This window comes from Sphingomonas sp. Leaf412, from assembly GCF_001425405.1.
GTDB lineage: Bacteria > Pseudomonadota > Alphaproteobacteria > Sphingomonadales > Sphingomonadaceae > Sphingomonas.
In genome coordinates, this window is sequence record NZ_LMQP01000002.1 from 159,908 (window position 1) to 185,096 (window position 25,189).

The 25,189-nt window shown below is 70.3% G+C and carries 21 protein-coding genes; 13 read left to right on the forward strand and 8 right to left on the reverse strand.

The genetic code is table 11. The features are described from left to right. Positions 1-46 precede the first annotated feature (46 nt). The 9 genes from murD (at position 47) to ftsZ (ending at position 10,862) form a co-directional block, all read left to right on the forward strand. Positions 47-1,417 (forward strand): UDP-N-acetylmuramoyl-L-alanine--D-glutamate ligase, encoded by a 1,371-nt coding sequence (murD, locus tag ASG29_RS05185; RefSeq protein ID WP_055981257.1) that lies wholly within the window; start codon positions 47-49, stop codon positions 1,415-1,417. Then, positions 1,414-2,628, forward strand: coding sequence for an FtsW/RodA/SpoVE family cell cycle protein (locus tag ASG29_RS05190; RefSeq protein ID WP_055981259.1), 1,215 nt, complete (start codon positions 1,414-1,416; stop codon positions 2,626-2,628). The genes murD and ASG29_RS05190 overlap by 4 nt, the downstream gene beginning before the upstream one ends. Beyond that, the gene (gene murG / locus ASG29_RS05195; protein WP_055981261.1) at positions 2,625-3,770 is read left to right on the forward strand and encodes an undecaprenyldiphospho-muramoylpentapeptide beta-N-acetylglucosaminyltransferase; all 1,146 of its coding nucleotides are present in this window, start codon (positions 2,625-2,627) and stop codon (positions 3,768-3,770) included. The genes ASG29_RS05190 and murG overlap by 4 nt, the downstream gene beginning before the upstream one ends. Before the next feature lie 52 nt (positions 3,771-3,822). Further along, positions 3,823-5,226, forward strand: coding sequence for a UDP-N-acetylmuramate--L-alanine ligase (gene murC, locus ASG29_RS05200; protein ID WP_055981264.1), 1,404 nt, complete (start codon positions 3,823-3,825; stop codon positions 5,224-5,226). Between the two features lie 37 nt (positions 5,227-5,263). Then, entirely contained in the window at positions 5,264-6,139 is an 876-nt protein-coding gene (murB, locus tag ASG29_RS05205) for a UDP-N-acetylmuramate dehydrogenase (RefSeq protein ID WP_055981267.1), read from the forward strand. Further along, on the forward strand, positions 6,136-7,074 hold the full coding sequence (locus ASG29_RS05210; protein ID WP_055981270.1) for a D-alanine--D-alanine ligase: 939 nt from the start codon (positions 6,136-6,138) through the stop codon (positions 7,072-7,074). The genes murB and ASG29_RS05210 overlap by 4 nt, the downstream gene beginning before the upstream one ends. Next, a complete protein-coding gene (locus ASG29_RS05215; protein ID WP_055981272.1) occupies positions 7,071-8,003 on the forward strand; it encodes a cell division protein FtsQ/DivIB in 933 nt (310 codons plus the stop codon). The genes ASG29_RS05210 and ASG29_RS05215 overlap by 4 nt, the downstream gene beginning before the upstream one ends. 12 nt (positions 8,004-8,015) lie before the next feature. Next, positions 8,016-9,275 (forward strand): cell division protein FtsA, encoded by a 1,260-nt coding sequence (gene ftsA, locus ASG29_RS05220; protein ID WP_055981275.1) that lies wholly within the window; start codon positions 8,016-8,018, stop codon positions 9,273-9,275. Positions 9,276-9,389: 114 nt separating this feature from the next. Then, positions 9,390-10,862 carry a cell division protein FtsZ gene (gene ftsZ, locus ASG29_RS05225; protein ID WP_055981278.1) on the forward strand — a complete coding sequence of 491 codons (1,473 nt, stop codon included), beginning with the start codon at positions 9,390-9,392 and terminating at the stop codon, positions 10,860-10,862. Between the two features lie 443 nt (positions 10,863-11,305). Here the strand turns inward: ftsZ and ASG29_RS05230 are convergent, their stop codons facing one another. Beyond that, the gene (locus ASG29_RS05230) at positions 11,306-11,764 is read right to left on the reverse strand and encodes an NUDIX domain-containing protein (RefSeq protein WP_082515665.1); all 459 of its coding nucleotides are present in this window, start codon (positions 11,762-11,764) and stop codon (positions 11,306-11,308) included. 152 nt (positions 11,765-11,916) lie between these two features. On the opposite strand from ASG29_RS05230, the gene ASG29_RS05235 reads away from it, so the two are divergent. Together ASG29_RS05235 and ASG29_RS05240 are read left to right on the forward strand one after the other, a co-directional pair. Beyond that, positions 11,917-13,926, forward strand: a complete 2,010-nt coding sequence (locus tag ASG29_RS05235; RefSeq protein ID WP_055981281.1) for an SPOR domain-containing protein — start codon at positions 11,917-11,919, stop codon at positions 13,924-13,926. 4 nt (positions 13,927-13,930) lie between these two features. Next, complete coding sequence (locus ASG29_RS05240; RefSeq protein WP_055981284.1) at positions 13,931-15,097, forward strand: deoxyguanosinetriphosphate triphosphohydrolase; 1,167 nt, start codon at positions 13,931-13,933, stop codon at positions 15,095-15,097. 26 nt (positions 15,098-15,123) lie between these two features. Here ASG29_RS05240 and ASG29_RS05245 read toward each other — a convergent pair whose 3' ends face one another. Next, positions 15,124-15,414, reverse strand: a complete 291-nt coding sequence (locus ASG29_RS05245) for a hypothetical protein (protein ID WP_055981286.1) — start codon at positions 15,412-15,414, stop codon at positions 15,124-15,126. Positions 15,415-15,577: 163 nt separating this feature from the next. Between ASG29_RS05245 and argS the strand changes: the two genes are divergently transcribed. Continuing rightward, the gene (gene argS, locus ASG29_RS05250) at positions 15,578-17,305 is read left to right on the forward strand and encodes an arginine--tRNA ligase (RefSeq protein WP_055981289.1); all 1,728 of its coding nucleotides are present in this window, start codon (positions 15,578-15,580) and stop codon (positions 17,303-17,305) included. After that, positions 17,305-18,048: an SPOR domain-containing protein gene (locus ASG29_RS05255; protein ID WP_055981294.1), complete on the forward strand. Its 744-nt coding sequence runs from the start codon at positions 17,305-17,307 to the stop codon at positions 18,046-18,048. The genes argS and ASG29_RS05255 overlap by 1 nt, the downstream gene beginning before the upstream one ends. A gap of 185 nt (positions 18,049-18,233) precedes the next feature. Here the strand turns inward: ASG29_RS05255 and purL are convergent, their stop codons facing one another. The 6 genes from purL to ASG29_RS05285 all read right to left on the reverse strand — a co-directional run bounded on the left by purL (position 18,234) and on the right by ASG29_RS05285 (position 25,158). Then, on the reverse strand, positions 18,234-20,450 hold the full coding sequence (gene purL, locus ASG29_RS05260; RefSeq protein WP_055981295.1) for a phosphoribosylformylglycinamidine synthase subunit PurL: 2,217 nt from the start codon (positions 20,448-20,450) through the stop codon (positions 18,234-18,236). 88 nt (positions 20,451-20,538) lie between these two features. Then, positions 20,539-21,957 (reverse strand): phospholipase D-like domain-containing protein, encoded by a 1,419-nt coding sequence (locus ASG29_RS05265; RefSeq protein WP_055981297.1) that lies wholly within the window; start codon positions 21,955-21,957, stop codon positions 20,539-20,541. Beyond that, complete coding sequence (locus tag ASG29_RS05270; protein WP_055981298.1) at positions 21,954-22,274, reverse strand: ArsC/Spx/MgsR family protein; 321 nt, start codon at positions 22,272-22,274, stop codon at positions 21,954-21,956. The genes ASG29_RS05265 and ASG29_RS05270 overlap by 4 nt, the downstream gene beginning before the upstream one ends. Positions 22,275-22,284: 10 nt before the next feature. Continuing rightward, positions 22,285-22,974, reverse strand: a complete 690-nt coding sequence (locus tag ASG29_RS05275) for a hypothetical protein (protein WP_055981300.1) — start codon at positions 22,972-22,974, stop codon at positions 22,285-22,287. An 87-nt stretch (positions 22,975-23,061) separates the two neighbouring features. Beyond that, complete coding sequence (locus ASG29_RS05280; protein WP_055981303.1) at positions 23,062-24,075, reverse strand: inorganic phosphate transporter; 1,014 nt, start codon at positions 24,073-24,075, stop codon at positions 23,062-23,064. A gap of 18 nt (positions 24,076-24,093) precedes the next feature. Continuing rightward, on the reverse strand, positions 24,094-25,158 hold the full coding sequence (locus tag ASG29_RS05285) for a DUF47 family protein (RefSeq protein ID WP_055981306.1): 1,065 nt from the start codon (positions 25,156-25,158) through the stop codon (positions 24,094-24,096). Positions 25,159-25,189: the final 31 nt, after the last annotated feature.

Consider the following 25,189-nt stretch of genomic DNA (forward strand, 5'->3'; position numbering starts at 1 on the left):
GCGCAGCCCCATCACCGCACCCCGGCGAAGGCCGGGGTCCAGGCAAATGATCGTTTCGCGCGCCTGGGCGGGGAAGCGCTACGCGGTGCTGGGGCTGGCGCGGTCGGGCGCGGCTACCGTTCGCGCGCTGCTGTCCGGTGGCGCGAGCGTCGTGGCGTGGGACAGCGACGCGGCGAAGCGTGAGCATATCCTTCCCGGTACGGCGCAGCAGGTCGATCATGCCCCGCATGATCGAGGATTGTCCGGGGGACAATCCGACCTGCTGCGCCGTACCGGGAAGGATATGGTCGTCGCCGACCTCGACACGCTCGACCTTACCCCTTTCGACGCGCTCGTCGTCTCCCCCGGCGTGCCGGTCAACACCCACCCGCTCGCCGCGCGCGCGCGCGATGCGGGCGTGCCGATCATCGGCGACATCGAATTGTTCGCGCAGGCGCGCGCCGACCTGCCGCCGCACCGCGTCGTCGGCATCACGGGCACCAACGGCAAGTCGACCACCACCGCACTGGTCCACCACATCCTCGACACCGCGGGCATCCCGGCGCGGATGGGCGGGAATATCGGCCTGCCGATCCTCGCGCAGGAGCCGTTGCCGGACGGCGGCGTCTACGTCCTCGAACTGTCCAGCTATCAGATCGACCTGACGCGGACGCTCGATTGCGACGTCGCGGTGCTGCTGAACGTCACGCCCGACCATCTCGACCGGTACGATGGGTTCGATGCCTATGCCGACGCCAAGGCGCGCCTGTTCGCGATGCAGTCGCCGAGGCATGCGGCGATCGTCGCGATCGGCGATGCGGCCTCGGCACGGATCGCGCGCGGCCTGTCGTCGCGCGGCGCGGCGCTGACGAAGATCGCGCCCGGCGTGTGCCTGGACCAGTCGCGCTGGCCGTCGTTGCAAGGTCCGCACAATGCGCAGAACGCGCTGGCGGCGATCACCGCGTGCGAGGCGCTGGGGCTGACGGCGGTGCAGATCGATCGCGGGCTGGAAACCTTCGCCGGCCTGCCGCACCGGATGGAGCGCGTCGCGGTCGTCGACGGCGTGACCTATGTGAACGACAGCAAGGCGACGAACCCGGACAGCGTCGCCCCCGCGCTCGCCGCCTTTCCGCGCATCCACTGGATCGTCGGCGGCCGGGCGAAGGGGGACGATCTCGACGCGTGCCTGCCGCAGATCGGGCATGTCGCGCGCGCCTACACGATCGGGGAGGCGGGTCCGCGCTTCGCCGAGGTGCTGCGACCGTATGTCGACGTCAGCGAGGCCGGGACGCTGGAAGCGGCGGTCGCACAGGCCGCCGCCGCCGCTTCCGCGGGCGACGTCGTGCTGCTGTCGCCCGCCGCGGCCTCGTTCGACCAGTTTCGCGATTACGAACACCGGGGGGCCGCGTTCCGCGCGGCGGTGGAGGCGCTGACATGAACGACGCGACACGCATCGCCCGGGGGAAGTTGAAGAACCGCGGTGGCCGTGGCGATCCGTCGCCGCTCGGCACGTGGTTCTGGGACATCGACCGCGTGCTGCTGCTGCTGGCGCTGTTCCTGATGGCGATCGGCCTGATCGCGGTCGCGGCCGGTTCGCCGGCCAGCGCGGTGCGCTATTCGGGCGAGCATCTGAAATTCACCCCGCTCCATTACTTCTGGCGGCAGGTGATGTGGGTCGCGGCGTCGCTGCCCGTGCTGATCGGCGTGTCGATGCTGCCCGTCACGCTGGCGCGGCGCATGGCGTTGATCGGCGCGGCGGTGTGCATCGCGCTGCTGGTCGCGGTGCCCGTCGTGGGCGTCAGCGTGAACGGCGCGCGGCGCTGGATCGGCGTCGGCATCGCGCAGGTGCAACCGTCGGAGTTCCTGAAACCCTTCTTCGTCGTAACCGTCGCGTGGCTGCTGTCGCTTAAGTCGCGTGACGAGGACCTGCCGACGACCGCGATCACCGCGGGGCTGACCGGCGCGATCGCGATATTGCTGATGCTCCAGCCCGATTTCGGGCAGACTATGATCTTCTCCATCATCTGGCTCGCGATGGTCACGATCGCGGGCGTGCCGACGCGCGTGATCCTCGGCCTGCTCGGCCTCGTGCCCGTCGGCCTCGTCGCGGCCTATGTCTTCTACGGCACCGCGCGGACGCGGATCGACGCCTTCCTGTTCCCCGGCGCGGAAGGGGAGGGGGCGAGCGACCATTTCCAGACCAACGCCGCGCATGCGACGTTGACATCGGGTGGCTGGACAGGCACCGGACCGGGCGGCGGCACGGTGAAGTTCGGCCTGCCCGAGGCGCATACCGATTATATCTTCAGCGTCGTGGGCGAGGAATTCGGGCTGATCGCGTGCATGGTGGTGGCGATCGTCTTCCTCGCGCTGGTGGTGCGGGTGTTCGTGAAGCTGCTGGACGAACAGGACCCGTTCAAGCTGCTCGCCGCGTCGGGCCTGGCGGTGCAGTTCGGGGCGCAGGCGCTGATATCGATGGCGGTCAACACCGGGCTGGCGCCATCCAAGGGCATGACGCTGCCGTTCATCAGCTACGGCGGGTCGTCGATGCTGGCGCTGTCGATCGGGATGGGGTTGCTCCTGGCGTTCACCCGTCGCAATCCGTTCCTGATGCGCAGTCCCTATGTAAAAAGCTGGAGCGCCAATTGACGCGCCCGAAGCATTTCGTCCTCGCCGCCGGGGGTACCGGCGGGCACATGGTCCCCGCCGCCGCGCTGGCGACCGAACTGGCGAAGCGCGGCCATCGCGTGGCGCTGGTCAGCGATGCGCGCGGCGTGCGCTTCCCCGGCCTGTTCGAGGATGTGCAGACGCACGTCATCCCCGCCGGGCGCTTTTCCGGCGGCCCGATCGGCTGGGCACGCGCGGCGCGGCAGATGATGCAGGGGCGCGCGATGGCGACGCAATTGTACCGCACGTTCAAGCCCGCGGCCGTGATCGGCTTCGGCGGCTATCCCGCCTTTCCCGCGCTGTCCGCCGCCTTCGGCGCGGGCATCAAGACCGCGGTGCATGAACAGAATGCGGTGCTGGGCCGCGTCAACCGCCTCGTCGCGCGGCGCGTCGATGCGATCGCGACCAGCTATCCCGACACGCAGCGGCTGAAGCCGCGCTATGCCGCGAAGGCGCATATGGTCGGCAATCCGGTGCGCGAAAGCGTGCTGGCGCTGCGCACGAAGCCCTATCCGCTGCTGGACGAGGAGAGCATCTTCCGCATCCTCGTCACCGGGGGCAGCCAGGGGGCGAGCATCCTGAGCAAGGTGGTGCCCGAGGGCCTGTCGATGCTCCCGGTCGCGTTCCGCCGCCGGTTACAGGTGACGCACCAGGCGCGGATCGAGGACATCGACGCCGCGCGTGCGAAATATGCCAGCCTCGATATCGCCGCCGACCTGGCGACGTATCTTCCCGACCTGCCGGAGCAGCTTGGCTGGGCGCATCTGGTCATCGCGCGCGCGGGGGCGTCGACCATTTCCGAGCTGACCGCCGCCGGGCGGCCCGCGATCCTCGTCCCGCTGCCGACCGCGACCGACGATCACCAGACCGCCAACGCCCGCGCGATCACGCAGGCGGGCGGCGCGCGGACGATCGCGCAGGCCGATTTCACGCCCACCGAACTGGCGAAGCAGATGCAGAAACTGGGCCTCGACCCCGAGGCGCTACAGAATGCCGCGGGCCGTGCGCGCGCCTGCGGCTCGCCCGATGCGGCGACCGATCTGGCCGACCTGGTCGAGAGCCTCGACGCCCCGCGCGCGCCGCAGATGGTCGGGCTGGCACGGCCGAAGGAGGCGTTCGCATGAAGGGCCCTTCGACAAGCTCAGGACAGGCGACACCTTTCATCGGAGAGATCCGATGAAAGGCGTCGCGACCGACATCGGTACGATCCACTTCGTCGGCATCGGCGGCATCGGCATGTCCGGGATCGCGGAGGTCATGCACAACCTGGGCTATGCCGTGCAGGGCAGCGACGTGGCGGAGGGCTATGTCGTCGAGGGCCTGCGCGCGCGCGGCATCGCCGTGTCGATCGGCCATGACGCCGCGAACGTCGACGGCGTCGCGGTCGTCGTCACCTCCACCGCGGTGAAGCGCGGCAATCCGGAGGTCGAGGCGGCGCTGGCGAACCGCATCCCCGTCGTGCGCCGCGCGGAAATGCTTGCAGAGCTGATGCGGTTGAAATCCACCGTCGCGGTGGCGGGCACGCACGGGAAGACCACGACGACCAGCATGGTCGCGGCGCTGCTGGACGCCGGCGGGATCGACCCGACCGTCATCAACGGCGGGATCATTAATTCCTACGGCTCGAACGCACGGCTGGGCGCGAGCGACTGGATGGTGGTCGAGGCGGACGAGAGTGACGGCAGCTTCCTGCGCCTCGACGGCACGATCGCGGTCGTGACGAACATCGATCCCGAGCATCTCGATCATTACGGCAGCTTCGAGAAAGCGAAGGACGCCTATGTCGAGTTCGTCGAGAACGTGCCCTTCTACGGCGCCGCCCTGCTGTGCCTCGACCATCCGGAGGTGCAGGCGCTGATCCCGCGCGTGCGCGACCGGCGCATCGTCACCTACGGCTTCGCGGCATCGGCGGACGTGCGGGGGGTGAACGTCACGCCCTATCCCGGCGGGAACCGGTTCGAGGCGATGATCCGCCATCGCGACGGCAGCGTGCGGTCGATCGAGGGTATCGACCTGCCCATGCCCGGTCGCCACAACGTGCAGAACGCGCTGGCCGCGATCGGCGTGGCGCTGGAACTCGGCATCGACGACGCGACGATCCAGAAGGGGTTCGGCCTGTTCACGGGCGTGAAGCGGCGCTTCACGAAGGTCGGTGAGGTGCGCGGTGCGACGATCGTGGACGATTACGGCCATCACCCGGTCGAGATCCGCGCCGTCCTGGCCGCCGCCCGCGAATCCGCGCAGGGGCGGGTGATCGCGGTGGTGCAGCCGCATCGCTATTCGCGGCTCGGTAACCTGATGGAGGACTTCCGCGGCGCGTTCAACGACGCCGACGCGATCTACGTCACGCCGGTCTACGCCGCGGGCGAGACGCCCGTCGCGGGCGTCGACGCGGAGGCGCTGGTCGCGGGCCTGCGCGATCGCGGGCACCGGCAGGTGGATGTCGTTGCCGACGCCGATGCGCTGGCGACGTTGCTGGCGGGGGAGATTCGCGCGGGCGATCAGGTGATCTGCCTGGGCGCGGGCGACATCACGAAATGGGCCGCCGGGCTGGCCGCGGCGATCGAGGCGCGGTCGTGAGCGGTGGCGTCGATATCCTCCCCGGCACGGGGAGGATATTCAGGTGCGCGGTCGCCTGACCGAAAACGCCCCCCTCGCGCCGCTTGTCTGGTTCAAGTCCGGCGGTCCCGCACAATGGCTGTTCGAGCCCAAGGACGCCGACGATCTCGCTGCCTTCCTGCGTGATCTAGACCCCGCGGTGCCGGTGATGGCGCTCGGCCTCGGCAGCAACCTGATCGTCCGCGACGGCGGCGTTCGCGGAGTGGTCGTGCGGCTGGGCAAGCCGTTCGCGACCGTCACCGCAGCTGGCGACACGCTGACCTGCGGCGGCGGGGCGAGCGGCATCCTCGTCTCCTCCACCGCGCGGGATGCCGGCATCGCGGGCGTGGAGTTCCTTCGCTCGATCCCCGGCACCGTCGGCGGATTCGTGCGGATGAACGGCGGAGCCTACGGCCGGGAAACCGCGGACATCCTCCTGTCCGCGGACGTGATCCTGCGCAGCGGCGAACGCCGCACGCTGCCGGTCGCCGACCTCGGCTACACCTACCGCCATTCCGCGCTGCCCGACGGAGCCGTCGTGGTGAGCGCCACCTTCCGCGGCCACGCCGGAAAGCCGGCCGCGATCCAGGCGGAGATGGACCGCATCGCCGCCGCGCGCGAGGCGTCGCAACCGCTGCGCAGCAAGACCGGCGGCTCTACCTTTAAGAACCCGCCGGGTCACAAGGCATGGCAACTGGTCGACGACGCCGGCTGTCGCGGCCTCACCCGCGGCGATGCGCAGGTGAGCGAGAAGCACACCAATTTCCTCCTCAACCTCGGCCACGCCACCAGCGCGGATATCGAGGCGCTGGGCGAGGACGTCCGTGCACGCGTGAAGGCGCAGGCGGGCGTCGACCTGGAATGGGAAATACAGCGCGTGGGAACGTCCGCATGACCGCCCCGCTTCACATCGTCGTCCTGATGGGCGGCTGGTCCGCGGAGCGAGAGGTGTCGCTGATGTCCGGTGCGGGCATCGCCGACGCGCTGGAGGCGAACGGCCATCGCGTCACGCGTATCGACATGGACCGCGACATCGCCGCGCGGCTGGCCGAAGCGAAGCCCGATCTGGTCTTCAACGCGTTGCACGGCACGCCGGGGGAGGACGGCAGCGTGCAGGGCATGATGGACCTGATGGGGTTGCGCTACACCCATTCGGGCCTCGCCACGTCGGTGATCGCGATCGACAAGGTGCTGACCAAGCAGGCGCTGGTGCCGCACGGCATTCCCATGCCCGGCGGGCGCGTGGTGAGGTCGGCGGACATCCACGAGGCGGATCCGATCGCGCGGCCGTATGTGCTGAAGCCCGTCAACGAAGGGTCGTCGGTCGGCATCGCGATCGTGACCGCGGAGGGCAATTACGGCAACCCCATCGGCCGCGACGTGACCGGCCCATGGCAGGAATTCGACGAGCTGCTGGCCGAGCCCTATATCCGCGGACGCGAGCTGACGACCGCGGTGCTCGGGGATCGCGCGCTGGGCGTCACCGAACTGCGGCCGAAGAGCGGGTTCTACGACTATACCGCCAAATACACCGACGGCATGACCGAGCATCTGTTCCCCGCGCCGATCCCGGACGCTGTCGCCGCCGCCTGCATGGCGATGGCGGTCGAGGCGCATCGCCTGCTCGGGTGCAAGGGGTGCAGCCGCGCAGATTTCCGCTGGGACGACAGCCGGTATGAGGAAGGGCGCGGGGTCGACGGCCTGTTCCTGCTGGAGGTCAACACGCAGCCGGGGATGACGCCGCTCAGCCTGGTGCCCGAACAGGCGCGGCACACCGGCATGACATACGAGGCGCTGGTCCAGGCGATCGTGGAGGAGGCGTTCCGATGAGCAGAGCCGCGACCGTGCCCGCCCGCCGCGCACCCGCGACCCGCCGCCGCCCGGCGGCCAGGAAGTCGCTGGGCGATCGCATCGTCGCGACGCTGCCGGTCAGCGAGGCGACGTTGCGGCGACTGGTCTCATGGTCGCTGCTGGGCGTCGGCGGGGCGGCGGCACTGGCGGTGGCCAGCTGGATGGGCGTGCCGCAGGCGATCGGCGTCGGCGTCGCCGAGTCCGCCGCGCGCATGGGCTTGCGGGTCGAGCAGGTCGACATCACCGGCCTGAAGCGGATGGACCGCGAGACGGTCTATGCCGTCGCGCTGGAGGATCAGGGGACGCGCGCGATGCTGCGCGTCGATCTGGAGCATATCCGCGACCGGCTGCTCGCCTATGGCTGGGTCGCGGACGCCTATGTCGCGCGGCGACTGCCCGACCGGTTGCTGATCCACATTACGGAGCGGGAACCCGCCGCCGTGTGGCAGGCAAACGGCGCGCTGACGCTGATCGACGCGGAGGGGCGGCTGCTCGCGCCCGTTGATGCGGCGAACATGCCGAACCTGCCGCTCGTCATCGGTCCCGGCGCGGACCGGCAGGAGGCGGGGTATCAGGCGCTGCTGGCCGCCGCGCCCGCGTTGCGCCCGCGCGTGAAGGCAGCGTCGTGGATCGGCAACCGCCGCTGGGACCTGACCTTCGACACCGGCGAGACGCTGGCCCTGCCGCAGGACGATGCGGCGCAGGCGCTGGTGAAGTTCGCCGAAATGGACGGGGCGAAGCCGCTGCTGGGCAAGGGGTGGCTGCGTTTCGACATGCGTGATCCGCGCAAGCTGGTCGCGCGGCGGCCGGGGCAGGACAGCGCGCTGGCGGCGGATGCCGAACCGGCGGCGGAAGAGACGACGGCGCCGGCGCAGGGTGGGGCCCCTGCGACCGGCGGTGAGGCATAACAGGGGGCAAGAATGGCGAAGCTGGCACCGGACGGACTCATCACCGCGCTCGACATCGGATCGAGCAAGGTTTCCGCGATGATCGCGCAGAAGGGCGACGGCGGCGAACTGGTCGTGCTGGGCACCGGCCAGCGCGAGAGCCGCGGCGTGAAGCGCGGCTATATCGCCGACATGGCCGCGACCGAGGTGGCGGTGCGCGAGGCGGTGGAGCAGGCGGAACGGATCGCGGGCCTGAACATCGAGGACGTGTGGGCGGGCTTCTCCTCCGGCGGACTGGTCAGCGACGAGGCGTTCATCGAGGACGAACTGGGCGGGCAGCGGATCGAGCAGGCGGATATCGACGCATTGCTTCAGGAAGCGCGCCGCGCGATCGACCCGGCGGGCCGCATGGTCCTGCACGCGCAGCCCGCGCTCTACACGCTCGACGGGCTGACGGGCGTGAAGAAGCCGATCGGGCTGCACGCGGACAAATTGGGCGTCCACATCCACGTTATCGCTGCGGACGGATCGCCGGTCCGCAACCTGGACCTGTGCGTGCGGTCCGCGCATCTGGAGGTGAAGTCGATCATCGCCTCCCCGGTCGCGACGGGTCTCGCCTGCCTCAGCAACGAGGAGCGCGACCTGGGCGTGGCATTGGTGGAGATCGGCGCGGGGATCACCAACGTGTCGCTGTTCGCCGGATCGATGCTGGTGGGGCTGAAGTCGATCCCGATCGGCGGCGCGGACATCACCGACGATATCGCCAGCGCGTTCGGCACGACGCGGTTGCAGGCGGAGCGGATCAAGTGTTTCCACGGTTCCGCCAACGCGTCGCCGCGCGACAATCACGAGATGGTGACGATCCGCGAACGGACCGAGGACGAGGACAGCGAGGCGTTGCAGATCACGAAGGCGGCGCTGATCGCGGTCATCCGCCAGCGGCTGGAACATTGGGCGACCGAGATCCAGACCGCGCTGAAGGAGCTGAAGTTCGAAGGCCCCGTCGCGCGGCAGGTCGTGCTGACCGGCGGCGGGGCGGAGATGAAGGGGATCGCCGATTACGCGCAGCAGTCGCTGGGCCGCTCGGTGCGGATCGGGCGGCCGCGCGGGCTGACCGGATTGCCCGAGGCGCATTCGGGGCCGGGCTTCTCCACCCTGGCGGGACTCGCCTTCTTCGCCGCCAGCGATCCCATCGACCTGCGCGCCATCGCCCCGCGGCAGCAGGCCGTGACGCGCACCAAGGGCATCCGCGGCATCTCCCGCCTGATCCAGGCGGCGAGGGCCAATTATTGACGCATGCATGGGGCGTTAGGTCGCGTTTTCGCTGGCACGAACCGTCCCGTTGCTGCACATCCCCATGAATCTTCTGCGCGGGGGAAGCGCGCGGATGGACGGAGTAGTACCGCGATGAGCATCGAATTCCTGCCCCCCGAGATGGACGACCTGACGCCACGGATCACCGTGATCGGCGTCGGTGGCGCCGGCGGCAACGCGATCGCCAACATGATGCGCGCCGACGTGCAGGGCGTGAACTTCCTGGTCGCCAACACCGACGCGCAGGCGCTGCGCCAGAGCCAGGCCGAGCAGAAGGTGCAGCTGGGGACGAAGATCACGCAGGGTCTGGGCGCGGGCGCCCGGCCGGAGATCGGCCGCGCCGCGGCGGAAGAGACGATCGACCAATTGTCGCGCCTGCTCGAAGGCTCGCACATGTGCTTCATCGCCGCGGGCATGGGCGGCGGCACCGGCACGGGCGCGGCCCCCGTCATCGCCAAGGCGGCGCGCGACATGGGCATCCTGACCGTCGGTGTCGTGACGAAGCCGTTCAGTTTCGAGGGCAACCGCCGGGCGAAGGCGGCCGAGGCGGGCATCGAGGAATTGCAGAAGTTCGTCGACACGCTGATCGTGATCCCGAACCAGAATTTGTTCCTGGTCGCCAACGCCAACACCACGTTCAAGCAGGCGTTCGAGATGGCGGACGAGGTCCTGCAACAGGGCGTCCGCGGCATCACCGACCTGATGGTCATGCCCGGCCTCATCAACCTGGACTTCGCGGACGTCCGTTCCGTGATGCAGGAGATGGGCAAGGCGATGATGGGCACGGGCGAGGCGGACGGCGACGACCGCGCGCTGGTCGCGGCGCAGAAGGCGATCGCCAACCCGCTGCTCGACGGCGTATCGATGCAGGGCGCGAAGGGCGTGATCGTGTCGATCACCGGCGGCGACGACATGCGCCTGCTGGAGGTCGACGAGGCCGCGAACCACATCCGCGACCTGGTCGATCCCGACGCCAACATCATCTGGGGCTCCGCGTTCAATCCCGACCTGGAAGGCCGCATCCGCGTGTCTGTGGTCGCCACGGGCATCGAGGCGGGCGTCACCTCCGCCACGCCGTCCGCACCCGCGACCGCCGCTCCCGAGCCGACCCGCACGTTCAGCTTCTCCGCGCCGCGCCGGCCGGAACCGGCGGGGTTCGCCCCCGTCCCGGTGCCGTCCGACCCGGCGCCCGTCCAGGGGGAGCCCACCGGCGCCGCCGCGGATGCGATGGCGGCGGGCGTGCCCCCCGTGACGCAGGGGCCGCTGGTCGAACCGAACCCGCCGGTCCGGGCGCCCGAGGACGACGAGTTGCTGTTGGGCAGCGAGGCGCTGCTGCCCGAGCCGACGCCGGCCGCGGAACCCGAGCCGCGCGCGGCCGAGCCTGCGCGTCGCCGGTTCCTGGGCGGCGAAGAGGCCGAGCCGGTCGCGCAGCCGCGCGTGAAGCTGGGCGGGACGTTGTTCGAGCGGATGCAGAATGCCACCCGCGCCGCGGCGCGCGGTGACGACGAGCCGCCGCGCGAGGGCGGCGACCTGCCGCGCTTCCTGAACCGGCAGAACAACCAGTAACCTTCGCGCCAGTAACCTTTGCGAAGGTCGGCGGGATCGGGCCCGGTGCGCCTTCGCGGGCGCACCGGGCCCGATTCGCATGGCCGCATCGGGCGCGGAAGTTGACGAAGTTCACGCCACGCAAGCGTCCGGAACCCCCGCCCACCGCTCCCCGGCGGACTCCGGGGGCGAGGGAGGCGGAACGGATCGGGCGCATCGGGGCAGAGTGACAGGTCGGCGGCGTGTAGGACAGGCACGATCGACGTGTCGCCGCGTCGCAGCCGGCTCCGATGTCGCCGGGGGCGGGCGCGCATTATCCGGCGTCGGTGACTGCCGTCGTGACCATTCCATCTTGCGCGCACGACGGCGGACGTCCGGGTGGGGTCGCGGGCCGATCGACCGCAGCCCGCACCTTCATCCCGACCATCCGTCGCGTTCTTCGGAACGGGGCCGAGCCCGCGCCGTCACCACGTGCCGAACACGGGCGCGCCGCGGCGATATTCCTCCAGCCGCCGCCGCGTCGCGGGCGTGACGTCGGGCAGGGCGTCGGCGTCGAACCAGCCGACCTCCGCGATCTCGAAGCCGTCGGGGCGGGTCGCGGTGTCGCCGCGGGCGCGGGCCACGTATACGACCACCTGATCGTCCTTATACTCCTGCCGGTGATGGAAGACGCCGTGCAGCCGTTCCACCGCCACGGCCAGGCCCGTTTCCTCGCGCGCCTCCCGGATCGCGGCGGCATCGGTCGCCTCCCATTTCTTCACGCCGCCGCCGGGCAGGTGCCAGCGATCGACATAGGTGTGCCGGACCAGCGCGATCCTGCCCGCGGCATCGACCACGATCGCGCGGACGCCCAGGGTGCGCGGTCGCCGGACGCGCCACCACAGCCGCGCGCCGTGAACCATCAGGCGGTGATGCAACGCCATCGCGATCTCCTTCGGCGATTCCTTACGCTGCCGGTCGGGCCGCGAACAGGACCGGATGCGGGACGCTTCGTCGCTGCCGCGGCTCCACTCGCCGCAGCGTGGTCGATGCCTCATTGGCGGTTCGACGCGGCTGGTCTTTAGCGGGCGTTCCCATGCCCATCCGTGTCTTCCTGTCCGTGCCGCTGCTCCTCGCAGGGGTCGCCATGCCCGCTGCCGTGCCGGCGCAGGGCTATTCCGCGGTCGCCGCGACCGACGCCGACCGGCTCGCCGCCGCGGTGCGCCGTGTCGGCGCGTCGCCGCGCGACCTGTCCGCCCTGATCGATGCAGGCGAATTGTCGGTAAAGGTAGGCGACGCCACCGCCGCCGCCGCCTTCTTCAAGCGCGCGGAGCAGATCGATCCGAACAACGGGCGGGTGAAGGCGGGGATCGCGCGCATCCTGGTCAGCGGCGAGCATCCGGGCGAGGCGTTGCGTTACTTCGCGCAGGCCGAGCGGACCGGCCTGCCGATGGCGCCCTATGCCGCCGATCGCGGTCTCGCCTACGACCTGATCGGGCAGCAGGAGCGGGCGCAGCGCGACTATCGCCTGGCGCTGGAGCGGGGCGACGACGACGAGCTGCGGCGCCGCTATGCGCTGTCGCTCGGTATCTCCGGTCGGCGGGACGAGGCGTTGAAGGAGATCGACGCGCTGCTTCGCCGCAGCGATCGCGGCGCGTGGCGCGCGCGGGCCTTCATCCTGGCCATGAACGGCGACGTCGCGGGCGCGAACAAGATCGCGGGCAGCATGATGGGGGGCGGCATGGCGGGCGGGCTCGCGGCCTTCTTCCAGCGGTTGCCGACGCTGAACGCCGCGGATCGCGCCTTCGCGGTGCATTTCGGCGAGGTGACCTCCACCCCGGCGCGCGTCGCGGATGCCCAGCTGGCTCCTGCGCTCCCCGCGTTGACGCCCGAGCCGGGGCGCCGCCCGGTCGAGGAGGCCGCAGCGACGACGACTTCCCTGCCGGCCGCGCGGACCGATCGCCGGACCATGCGGCGCGATCGCGGGCGCGTCGCGCCCGTGGTGACCGCCGCCGCGCCCGTGGTGGTGGGACGCCCGGCGAGCGGGGGTGGCGTGACGCCGGTGCCCACGACGACCGCACCCGTCGCCACCGCGGCCACCGCGGCCGCGGCGATCCCGACGCGACCGGCGATCGCGGCGCCGGACCCGGTCGTCCGCAGCATCCCGGCGCCGTCGACCGTCGTCGCAGCGGTGCCGTCGACCGCGGGGGTGTCGACCCCGTCGTCGTCGGTGCCGTCGACCGCGCGGGTCGCGAGCGCCGCGCCGTTTTCGACGACCGCGATCCGGCCGCCGGTGCCCGCGGCCGTCACCGCGCCCGCCGGAACCGCGTCCGCTGCGGCGACCGTCGCCGATGCGACCCCGATTCCGGGCGTCGTGCCCGCGGTGACGACCGCACCCGTCCGGACCGTCTCTTCCGCCGTCTCCCCCGTGATCGCGGCGGCGACGCCGCGCGTTCCTGCTGCGGTGCGACCGGCGACGCGGCCGGCCAATCCGGCGACGACGGTGCGCGGCGACGCCGATGCGATCCTGGCGCGGATCGTCGCCAACATCTCCATCCCCGAATCCGAACTGGCCCCCGGTCCCGCCCGGCCCGCCGCGGCGTCGGGATCGCTGGACCGCGCGGCACGCAAGGCCGAGCGTAACGTCGCGGCCGCGCGGGGCGCGGCGAAGCCGGTCGAGACGGTAGCGGTCGAGCCGCGGCCGGAGAAGAAGGCGCCGACCGCCGCCGAGCGCCGCGCCAAGGCGCTGGCGGATCGCAAGGCGAAGGAGGATGCCGCGGCGAAGAGGCTGCTGGCCGACAAGGCGGCGGCGGAGAAGAAGGCGGCGAAGGCCGATCCGCCGCGCTATTGGGTCCAGGTCGCGGGCGGCGCCAATACGCGCGACCTCGACCGTGCCTGGTCCGACGCGCAGAAGAAGTCGGCGGCACTGGCGGGGCGCAAGGCGTTCACCACCCCGTTGCGTGCCACCAATCGCGTCGTCACCGGCCCGTTCAAGACCGAGGCGGAGGCGCGCGCGATGGTCAACACGCTGAGCCGGCAGGGCCTGTCCGCCTTCACCTTCGCCAGCACGGCGGGGCAGAAGATGACGCCGCTGGACCGGAAATGAGGTCGTGACGCCGCCGGCGCCGTGGGCCAGCGACCCGGCGCGCAGCAAGGGGCGGCTTCATGCCGAGCCGGGAGACGGGCAGCGCGGCCCGCGCGACCCGTTCCAGCGCGACCGCGACCGCATCATCCATTCCATCAGCTTCCGCCGCCTGCGCCACAAGACGCAGGTGTTCCTGGCGCCCGACGGCGACCATTTCCGCGTCCGCCTGACCCACAGCCTGGAGGTCGCGCAGATCGGGCGGACGATCGCGCGCGCGCTGGGCCTGAACGAGGATCTGACGGAGGCGTTGTGCCTGGCGCACGATATCGGCCATCCGCCGTTCGGCCATGCGGGCGAGGACGCGCTGAAGGCGGCGATGACCCATGCGGGCGGGTTCGACCACAACGGCCATACGCTGCGCACGCTGATGCGGATCGAGCGACCCTATCCGCGCTGGCCGGGCCTGAACCTGACGTGGGAGATGCTGGAGGGACTGGCGAAACACAACGGACCGTGCGCGGCGCCGCAATGGGCGCTGGCGGCGGCGGATGCGGAAGCTGCGCTGGCGCTCGACAGCTGGCCGGGGCTGGAGGCGCAGGTCGCCGCGATCGCGGACGATATCGCGTACGACAACCACGACATCGACGACGGCATCCGCGCGGGCCTGCTGACGCTGGAGCAGATCGAGGCGGTGCCGATGGTCGCGCGCGGGTGGCGCGACGTGCGTGCGCGCTTCGCCGATTGCGAGACCGACACGCTGCGCGGCGAATTGATCCGCAGCCAGATCGGCGCGATGGTCAACGACCTGATCGTTGAATCGCGCCGCCGGATCGCCGCGTCGGGCGTGACGACGGTGGAGGACGTGCGCGCCACCGGAACCGCGCTGATCGGCTTTTCGGCGGACATGGCGGCGGACGAACGCGCGTTGAAGCGATTCATGTACGCCAATCTGTATCACCACCCCCGCCAGCTGGAGGCGGCGGCGGCGGCGCAGCAGGTCGTCGCGGGGCTGTTCGCGGCCTATCGCGACGATCCGGCGCTGCTTTCCGCGGAATGGGGCGCGCGCCTGCCGGAAGAGGAGCCCGACCTCAGCCGGCATATCGCCGATTTCATCGCGGGCATGACCGATCGCTATGCGGTCAGCCGCTATCGCACGGCAGTGGGGCCGATCGACCTGCCCGACGGCTTCTGAGCGCCGCCGGGCGGTCGATCACCGCATCAGTCGTTGGCGGCGACTTCGATCGCGGCGAGCGGCTGCGCGGCGCGGAAGCGGACCGGGCGGCCGTCGCTGTAGCCGGTGACGCGATCGCCCTTCACCAGCAGGCGGAAGCGCGAATTCGTCGACGTCTCGCGCCCGACGATCAGCGTGCGACCGTCGTCGATCGCGGCGGTGGTGTAGACGTAGGTGCGGCCGTCACGCGTGAAGCGCTGCTCCGCGGTATCGGTGGCGAGGCCGACGGTGGAGATCAATGCGGTCGACGCGGCGGCGAGAATGGTGAGAAAGCGCATGGATGTGACTCCCCGAAAATGGTGTCCGTCCTCTCCGACTTCCGTATCGACAGATATTGCTGCGGTGCAGCAAGTGCAACTGCCGGTTGCGTTTTCACGATTGCGCGCCACGCAATCGCAGGACGTTTTGCGCCGCCGCGCGGCTTCGTCTAAGCGCCGCGTCATGACGCTGTTTCCCCGTTTCGCCGCTTATGTCGATGCCGCGCTCGACGCCTTGACCGACGCGGGCACGCTGCCCGCCGGGATCGATCGCCGGAACGTGACGGTCGAGCCGCCGCGCGATCCGACGCATGGCGACCTGGCGACCAATGCCGCGATGGTGCTGGCCAAGCCCGCGGGGACGAACCCGCGCCAGCTGGCGGAGGCGCTCGCGGCGCGGTTGCGGGAGGTGGACGAGGTCGCGGGCGTGACGGTGGCGGGGCCGGGGTTCATCAACCTGGCGCTGCGCGACGACGTGTGGCGGCGGGAGATCGAGGGGATCGTCGCGGCGGGGGCGGAATACGGCCGCTCCACCACGGGCGCGGGCCGGACGGTCAACGTCGAATATGTCTCCGCCAATCCCACGGGACCGATGCACATGGGGCATTGCCGTGGCGCGGTGGTGGGCGACGCGCTGTCGACGCTGCTGGAATGGGGCGGGCACCGCGTGGTGCGCGAATATTACGTCAACGACGCGGGCGGACAGGTCGACGTCCTCGCACGGTCGGCGCACGTCCGGTATCGCGAGGCGCTGGGCGACGCGGTCGGCGAGGTGCCGGAGGGCCTGTATCCGGGCGACTATCTGGTCCCGGTCGGACAGGCATTGGCGGCGGAATTCGGCGACCGCTATGCCGCCGCGCCCGAGGACGAATGGCTCGCCGTGTTCCGCACCCGTACGGTCGCGGCGATGATGGCGTTGATCCGCGCCGACCTGGCGCTGCTGGGCATCCATCACGACGTCTTTTCGTCGGAGGCCGAATTGCAGGCGGCGGGGAAGCCGGAGGCGGCGGAGGCGACGCTGCGCGCGCGCGACCTCATCTACGACGGTGTGCTGGAAGCGCCGAAGGGGGAGACGCCCGACGACTGGGAGCCGGTCCAGCTGCCGCTGTTTCGGTCGACGCAGTTCGGCGACGATCAGGATCGCCCGATCCGCAAGTCGAACGGATCGTGGACCTATTTCGGCGCGGACATGGCGTACCATTTCCAGAAGGCGGCGGGCGCGGACGAGCTGATCGACATCTGGGGCGCGGACCACGCCGGCACCGTCAAGCGCATCCAGGCCGCGGTCGCCGCGCTGACGGAGGGGAAGACGCGGTTCGACGTGAAGCTGGTCCAGATGGTCCGCCTGCTGCGGGGCGGCGAGCCGGTGAAGATGTCCAAGCGGTCGGGCAATTTCGTGACGCTGGCGGACGTGGTGCGCGAGGTGGGGAAGGACGTCGTGCGCTTCACCATGCTGACGCGCCGGTCGGATGCGCAGATGGATTTCGATTTCGCGAAGGTGGTCGAGGCGTCGAAGGACAATCCCGTCTTCTACGTCCAGTACGCCCATGCGCGCATCCACTCGCTGCACCGCCGCGCGGCGGAGGCGGGGATCGCGACCGATGGCGTCGATCTGTCCCGGCTTGATACGGAGGATCTGGTCCTGGCGAAGCTGGCGACGCAGTTTCCGCGCGTCGTGGAAACCGCCGCCGCGGCGCGTGAGCCGCATAGAATCGCGTTTTATCTGTATGACTTGGCTGGTGCCTTCCATGCCGCATGGAACGTGGGCAACGATCGCCCCGATCGCCGTTTCCTGGTCCCGGAGGACGCAGGGTTAACGGCGGCGCGACTGTTCTTGGCGTCGGCGATCGGACGCATTATCCGCAATGGCCTCTCCATCATGGGCGTGGAGGCGGTGACGGAGATGAGCTGATGAGCGCGGCGGACGATTACGGCTATCGCGGCGGCGAGGCGGACGGGGACCGCCTGCCGTGGCTCGAATCCGCCGAACCGGAACAGCCGGACGGTCCGACCGCCGGGCGGATCGTGCTGCTCGTCGTGCTGGGTCTGGTCCTGCTGGGGGCGATCGTCTTCGGCATCTGGCGGATGCAGCAGTCGCGGGGCGGCGGCGGATCGGGCGAACTGATCGCGGCGCAGGAGGGCGACTACAAGGTCCGTCCCGACGACCCCGGCGGGCTGAAGGTCGAGGGCGAGGGCGACAGCGCCATCGCGGCGAGCGCGGGGGTGAACCAGAGCGCGGCGATCGACCTGCGCGCGGTGCCGGAAGCGCCGATCACGCCGCGTCGCGGCACCGCTTCATCCCCCGTGCCGACCGAGGCGGGCAAGACCGCGAGCGCGCAGGTTCCCGCGACCAAGGCGCCGCTTCGTGCGCAGCGCCCGATGACCGCGCCGAGCGCGCCGGTGCCGGGCGCCGGGTCGGGCGGGTCGCTGGTGCAGCTGGGCGCCTTCCCGACCGAGGCCGCGGCAAATACCGCGTGGAGCGCGATCGCGCGCCGCTTCGGCTATGTCGCGCAGCTGGGCAAGTCGGTCGAGCGTGCGGACGTGGGCGGCCGCACCGTGTTCCGCCTGCGCGTCAACGCGGGCAGCGCGGGCGCGGCGGCGGACATCTGCGGCCGGTTGAAGGTGGCGGGCGAGGGGTGCTTCGTCACCGGGTGAGGGGGATTTGCGTCGCGGCGGGTGGGCCGGGCGTCATCACCCCTTCGTCACCCCGGACTTGATCCGGGGTCCATCATGCCGCGTCCGCCGTCTTTGATCCTCGGAGCGCGCGCTTGCGGCGCGATGGACCCCGGCCTTCGCCGGGGTGACGGGCCGGGGTGACGGACTGTGAGTGATCGACAACTTCAGGCCGCGACCTCTCCCGCCATCAGCGCGGGGAAGAACCCCTCGTGCGCGGTGCGCAGCGCGTCGAGCGTCACGACATCGTCGCGGTTCGGGCGTTCGAAGATCAGGCGCTTGCCGCCGGTCCGGCCCAGCGGCTCGACATCGACGCCCGCATCCTGCGCCGCGGCGAGGAAATCGAGCAGCGCGGCGTCGTCGACCGTCACGATATAGACGCCCTGATCCTCCGCGAAGAACGATCCCGCGCAATCGAACGGCTGCTTGCGGTCGACCATCGCGCCGATGCCGCCCGCCAGCGCCATCTCCGCCAGCGCGACCCCGACGCCGCCGTCGGACACGTCGTGGACCGCGGTCAGCTGCCCCGACAGGATGCCGCCGCGAACGAGATCGCCCGCGCGCCTTTCCGCATCCAGGTCGACGCGCGGCGGGGGGCCTTCCTCGCGCCCGTGGACCTCGCGCAGCCAGAGCGACTGGCCGAGATGGCCGTGGCGCGTGCCGACCGCGAGGATGACGTCGCCCGACCCCTTGAACGCGATCGTCGCCGACTTCGTCCAGTCCCGCAGCAGGCCGACGCCGCCGATCGCGGGCGTCGGCAGGATCGCGGAGCCGCCGCCGGTCGCCTTCGATTCGTTATAGAGGCTGACGTTCCCGCTCACGATCGGGAAGTCGAGCGCGACGCAGGCCTGCGACATGCCGTCGAGGCAGCCGACGATCTGGCCCATGATCTCGGGCCGTTGCGGGTTGGCGAAGTTCAGGCAGTTCGTGACCGCCAGCGGCGTCGCGCCGACCGCGGACAGGTTGCGCCACGCCTCCGCCACCGCCTGCTTCCCGCCCTCGACCGGGTCGGCGAAGCAATAGCGCGGGGTGCAGTCGGTGGTCATCGCCAGCGCCTTGTCGGTGCCGTGGACGCGCACCACCGCTGCGTCGCCGCCGGGACGCTGGACCGTGTCGGCGCCGACCATGTGGTCGTATTGTTCCCAGATCCAGCGGCGGCTGGCGATGTCGGGCGACGCCATCAGCACCAGCAGGTCGGCGGCGATGTCGCGGCTTTCGGGGACGTCGACCAGCGCCTTCGCGGGCGGGGTGGGGACGTGCGGCCGATCGTACAGCGGCGCGTCGTCGGCAAGGGGCCCCAGCGGAATGTCGCAGACGGTGTCGCCCTTCCACGTCAGCACCATGCGACCGGTATCGGTCACGCGGCCGATGACGGCGAAGTCCAGTTCCCACTTCTCGAAAATGGCCTGCGCGAAATCCTCGCGTCCCGGTTTCAGGACCATCAGCATGCGTTCCTGCGATTCGGACAGCATCATCTCGTACGGGGTCATGCCCGTCTCGCGCTGCGGCACGTCGTCCATGACCAGTTCGATGCCGACGCCGCCCTTGCTCGCCATCTCCACCGACGACGACGTCAGGCCCGCGGCGCCCATGTCCTGGATCGCGACGATCGCGTCGCTGGCCATCAGTTCCAGGCACGCCTCGATCAGCAGCTTTTCGGTGAAGGGATCGCCGACCTGCACGGTCGGGCGTTTCGCCTCCGCATCCTCGCCGAAATCGGCCGACGCCATGGTCGCGCCGTGGATGCCGTCGCGACCGGTCTTGCTGCCGACGTACACGATCGGATTGCCGACGCCCGACGCGGCGGAATAGAAGATCCTGTCCTGGTCGGCGACGCCGACGGTCATGGCGTTGACCAGGATGTTGCCGTCATAGGCGGGGTGGAAATTGACCTCCCCCCCCACGGTCGGCACGCCGACGCAATTGCCGTAGCCGCCGATGCCGTGGACGACGCCGCTGATGAGGTGGCGCATCCGCGGATGATCCGGGCGGCCGAAGCGCAACGCGTTCAAATTCGCGATCGGCCGCGCGCCCATCGTGAACACGTCGCGCAGGATCCCGCCGACGCCCGTCGCCGCGCCCTGATACGGCTCGATATACGATGGGTGGTTGTGCGATTCCATCTTGAAGATCGCCGCCTGCCCGTCGCCGATGTCGATCACGCCCGCATTCTCGCCGGGGCCGCAGATCACCTGCGGGCCGGTGGTGGGCAGCTTCTTCAGGTGGAGGCGGCTGGATTTGTAGCTGCAATGCTCCGACCACATGACCGAGAAGATGCCGAGTTCGACGAGGTTCGGCGCACGGCCCAGCGCGGCCAGGACGCGGTCGTATTCCTCGGGGGACAGGCCGTGGTCGGCGACGATCTGTGCGGTGATCTCGGTCATGGGGCGCCTGTAGCTTGTGTGTGGGCCGGTTGCCATACGGGGCATCGCCCCCGCGCCGAGTTCCGTCCGCGCCGGGCGTGGTGGACGGTTACCGCCGCCGCAACCGCCGGAGCAGGCCGCGCTTCTCCAGCGGTTCGAACATCTCCGCCGGGCCCTCGGGGTCCAGCACCTCGTTGTCCGCCAGCCATTTCTCGATCTCCGTCAGGTCGTCGATCTCGTAGGGGATCAGGCTGCGTCCCGGTCCGCGCAGCCGCTCGATCGTGGCGATCAGGCCGTCGGCGGCGATCCCTTCCGTCACCGTCGCGGGATCGACCGCCAGATGCTCCGCGATCAGGTCGTCGCGAATGCCCGCGATCGTCGACCCGACATGCGCGATCGTGACGTCGCATTCGGTGTCGAGCCGCAACGACCGGTTGTTGAGGTTGGACGAACCGATGCGGATCACGTCCTCGTCCACCACCATCACCTTGGCATGGACGTAGATCGGTTCCTCCCCCGCGGTGACGGGGTGGTACATGGCGAAGCGCTTCTTGTGATCGCGGTGGCGCAGTTCGGCGACCAGTCGCGCGCGCGCGGTGTCCATCGCCAGCGGTTCGAGCCAGCCCTGCGCGGTCGTGGGATTGACGATCACGATCTCGGGCGGGTCGTCCTCCTTCAGTCGGGCGGCGATCGCCTCCGCGATGCGGCGGGAGGCGAAATACTGGCTTTCGGCGTAGATGCGCCGCTTCGCACGCGCGATCAGGGCGAGATACAGTTCCTCGATCTCGCGAATCTCCTCCTGCCCCTCGTGCAGGGGTTGCGAGCGCGAGATCGCGACGTCGACGTCGGTGAAGTCCGCCTCGATCGACGCGGGCCAGCAGCGCCCCTCCGCGGGCGGGGGCGGGTCGACCGGGGCGCCGCCCGCGATCGCCCACCGCGCGCGGCACACCTCGCCCAGCGCGGCGGCGACGGGTCCCTCCAAGGCGGTGGTCGCGTCGTGCCACGGCTTGTACGCGCGGCCCCAGGGCGTGCGGCGATGCGGCTGATCGTCCAGGTGCTCGCGCGTGTCCCAGCGCTCGTCGGTCATGTCGATCCCGCCGCAGAAGGCGAGGCAATCGTCGATGACGACGATCTTTTGATGCTGCGAGGCGCCGAACGGGTGGACCGAATCGAGTTTCAGATGGATGCGCGGGCGGGCGAAGCGCCATTTCGTCAGCGTCCACAAGGTGCGACCGCGGAACAGCGTCTTCACCGCGCCCTTGTCCCAGCGCAGGATATGGACCTGCAACCCCGGCGTCCGCTTCACCAGCCAGCCGATGAAGTCGCCCACCGTCGTCGGCGCCTCCGGATGGTCGTCGTCCCACGCCAGGTTGATGCGCGCGTCGAAATCCCAGCCGACGAGGAGGATCTGGTGCCGGGCGTTCAGCATCGCCTGCCGCGCGGCGCGGAAATAGGTGTCGGCGTCGATGACGACCGCGGCGCGGGTGGCGCGCGCAACGCGCCAGTGCGTGTTCGGGGGGAGCGTCACAGCAGGTCCAGCACGCGGTCGGCCGGGCGCGCGATCACGGCGCCCTTCGCGGTCTCGACCACGGGGCGCTGGATCGTCGCGGGATCGCGCACCATCAGGTCGAGCGCGGCATCGTCGTCGGCGACCGCGGTCGAGCCGGGCCGCAGCGCGTCGCGCGGCGCCACGCCCGCGCGGGCGTAGACGCGCGCCAGTTCGTCGCGCGACGGCGGGTCCTCCAGATACTCGACCACCGTCACCGTCGCCCCCGCGTCGGTCAGCATCGCCAGCGCGGCGCGCGATGTGGAGCAGCGCGGATTGTGCCAGATGGTCGCGTTCATGGCCCTCGCTCTACAGGCTTGATACCGCGGGTCCAGCCCGGGCGACGCGGGTCGCCTGCACCCACCAGGCCAGGGCGGCGAGAACCGCATAGGCCAGCAGGGCGGTCAGCGGCAGGGAGGCGGGAACGGGATCGACCACGGTCGCCGGTTGCGGCGTGGCCCAGTTCACCAGCTGGAACGCCAGCAGCGCGGCGATCAGCGTCGCGAGCGATACGCGGCCGATCGCGCCGCGCGACGCCGTCCGCGACGCGAAGACGACGATCGCGAGCGCGACCAGGCCCAGTTCCAGCGGCATTTCGATCGCGGGATGGTTCCACAGGCCAAGGCCGTAGCGGCGCCCGATCCCGGCCAGCGTCAGGTCGGGCGCATGGACCAGCAGATCGAGCAGCCAGTGCGACGCGACCACCGCCGCGCCGATCGCCGCCATTCGCCACGTGCCGCGACGCAGCCGGACCAGCAGCGCCCACAGGGCCGCGAAGCCCAGCGTGCCGATCAGGCTGTGGGTATAGGGCATGTGGTACAGGTCGATCGCGTTCATGACGGTATGGCCGGGGGTTTCGCGCATCCGCTCCGTGCCGGTCAGGACGAAGGAGAAGAAGGCGATGTCGACGAACTGCGCCGCCACGAACAATGTCGCCAGCCCGGGGCCGCGGCGGGTGCCGGCAAGGGCGAGGGCGGGGGCGTAGTTGCCGATGAACATGGCCGGAAGGGTAGCGCGGGCGGGGGAGGGTGCAATCGGGATCTTCCCAAGCCCCTCCCGTGAAGGGGAGGGGCTTTTCGAGAAGGCTCAGAACAATCGCGTCAGGCCGTAGAACAGGGCGCCGACCGCCGCGGATGCCGGGATGGTGATGATCCATGCGGTCACCACGTTCTTCGCCACGCCCCAGCGCACCGCGGAGGCGCGGCGGGCCACGCCCGCACCGATGATCGAGCCGGTGATCGTGTGCGTGGTCGACACCGGGATGCCCAGCAGCGAGGCGCCGAAGATCACGATCGACCCCGCGGTCGAGGCGCTGAACCCCTGATGCTGCGACAGCTTCGTGATGCGCGATCCCATCGTCTCGATGATCTTCCACCCGCCGGTCGCGGTGCCCATCGCGATCGCGATATAGCAGCTGATCGCCACCCAGTGCGGCACCTCGAACTCGCCCGACAGATAGCCGGTGGAATACAGCAGGACGGTGATGATCCCCATCGTCTTCTGCGCGTCGTTCAGCCCGTGGCTGAGCGAATAGGCGGCGGAGGAGAACAGGTGCATCGCGCGGAACGTGCGTTCCGCCTTGACCGCGGTGAAGCGATGCAGCGCCCAGCTGGACAGCAGCATCACCCCCAGCGCCAGGAACATGCCGATCGTCGGCGACAGCACGATCGCGATCAGCGTCTTGTTCAGCCCGCCCCAGTGGATGCCGGTGAACCCCGCATGTGCGACCCCAGAGCCGATCAGCCCGCCGATCAGCGCGTGGCTGGAGGAGGAGGGGATGCCCTTCAGCCAGGTCACGACATTCCAGAACATCGCGCCGACCAGCGCGCCGAAGATGACCGCGGGGGTCACCACGTCCTTGTCGATCAGGCCCTTACCGATGGTTTCCGCCACCGCATGTAGTTGCGGGAAGACCAGGGTCAGGAAATAGGCGGCGAAGTTGAAGAAGGCGGCGAAGACGACCGCGGTGACGGGCGACAGCAGGCGCGTCGCGACGACGGTCGCGATCGAATTGGCCGCATCGTGCAGGCCGTTCAGATAATCGAACGCCAGCGCGAGGACGATCAGCCCGACGAGCAGGGGGAAGGCGAGCTGGTGCATGGGGTCGCTGCCGCTCGCTCAGGCGTGGTCGATGACGATGCCGTCGATCTCGTCGGCGACATCCTCGAACGCATCGGTGATGCGTTCGAGATGCTTGTACAATTCGCGTTCGATCACGAAGCGGAGCGTATCGCTGGTCCCATGGTCGGCCAGCGCGCGGCGCAGGCCCGCGCCGTGGATCTCGTCGGCATGGCCTTCCATCCGGATCAGCCGCTCGGTCAGTTCGTGCAGTCGCGCGGCGTTCTTCGCCACGTCGCGCAACAGCGGCATCGCCTCCGCGGTCAGGCGCGCGGCGTCGACCACGATCGCGGCCATGTCGCGCATCTCGGGCGGGAAATCGCTGACGCCGTACAGCGCCGCGGCGCTGGCCGCGGCGTGCATCTCGTCCACCGTATCGTCCAGCGCGCCGATCAGCGCGGCGATGGCGCTGCGATCGAACGGGGTCAGGAAGGTCGCGCGCACGGTCTTCAGCACGTCGCGCGTGATCTCGTCCGCCTCATGCTCGCGCTCCGCGATCTCGCGGATATGCTCGGCGGCATGCGATCCGCCGTGGAACAGCCGCGACGTCGCCTCCGCAGCGGCCAGCACGGTGGCGGCGTGCGCCTCGAACATCCCGAAGAAATTGCCCGTGCGCGGCAACAGGCGGTGGAACCAGGCGAACATCGAACCCTCTTTCGTGGACAGACCGGGCACGCTCAGACGGCCGCGGCGGACCGCCGCATTGAATTCCGCCGGCGCGAACGAGCGGAACAGCTCGCGCAGGTCGGGTTCGTCGACCGCGTCGGCGGCCTCCTTCAGCGAGAACCAGCGACGCTGGCGCTGGTGCTGTTCCTTCCACGTCGGCATTTCCCGGACGACCGCGAGCGGGAAGACGTCGACGTCGATCATCAGCTGCGCGCCGCTGCCGCGCTTCTTGCGGTAGCGGTAGCTGCCCAGCGGCACCGGGCAGACCGCGCCCGCGACCCCCGCTTCCTCCTCCGCCTCGATCGCGGCGGCGGCATGTGGCGTCAGTCCACCACCGATGTTGCCCTTGGGCACCACCCAGCGCCCGCTTTCGCGCGACGTGACCAGCAGGACGCGCACGCCCGCATCGAGCGCGGCGCTGTCGGAGCGA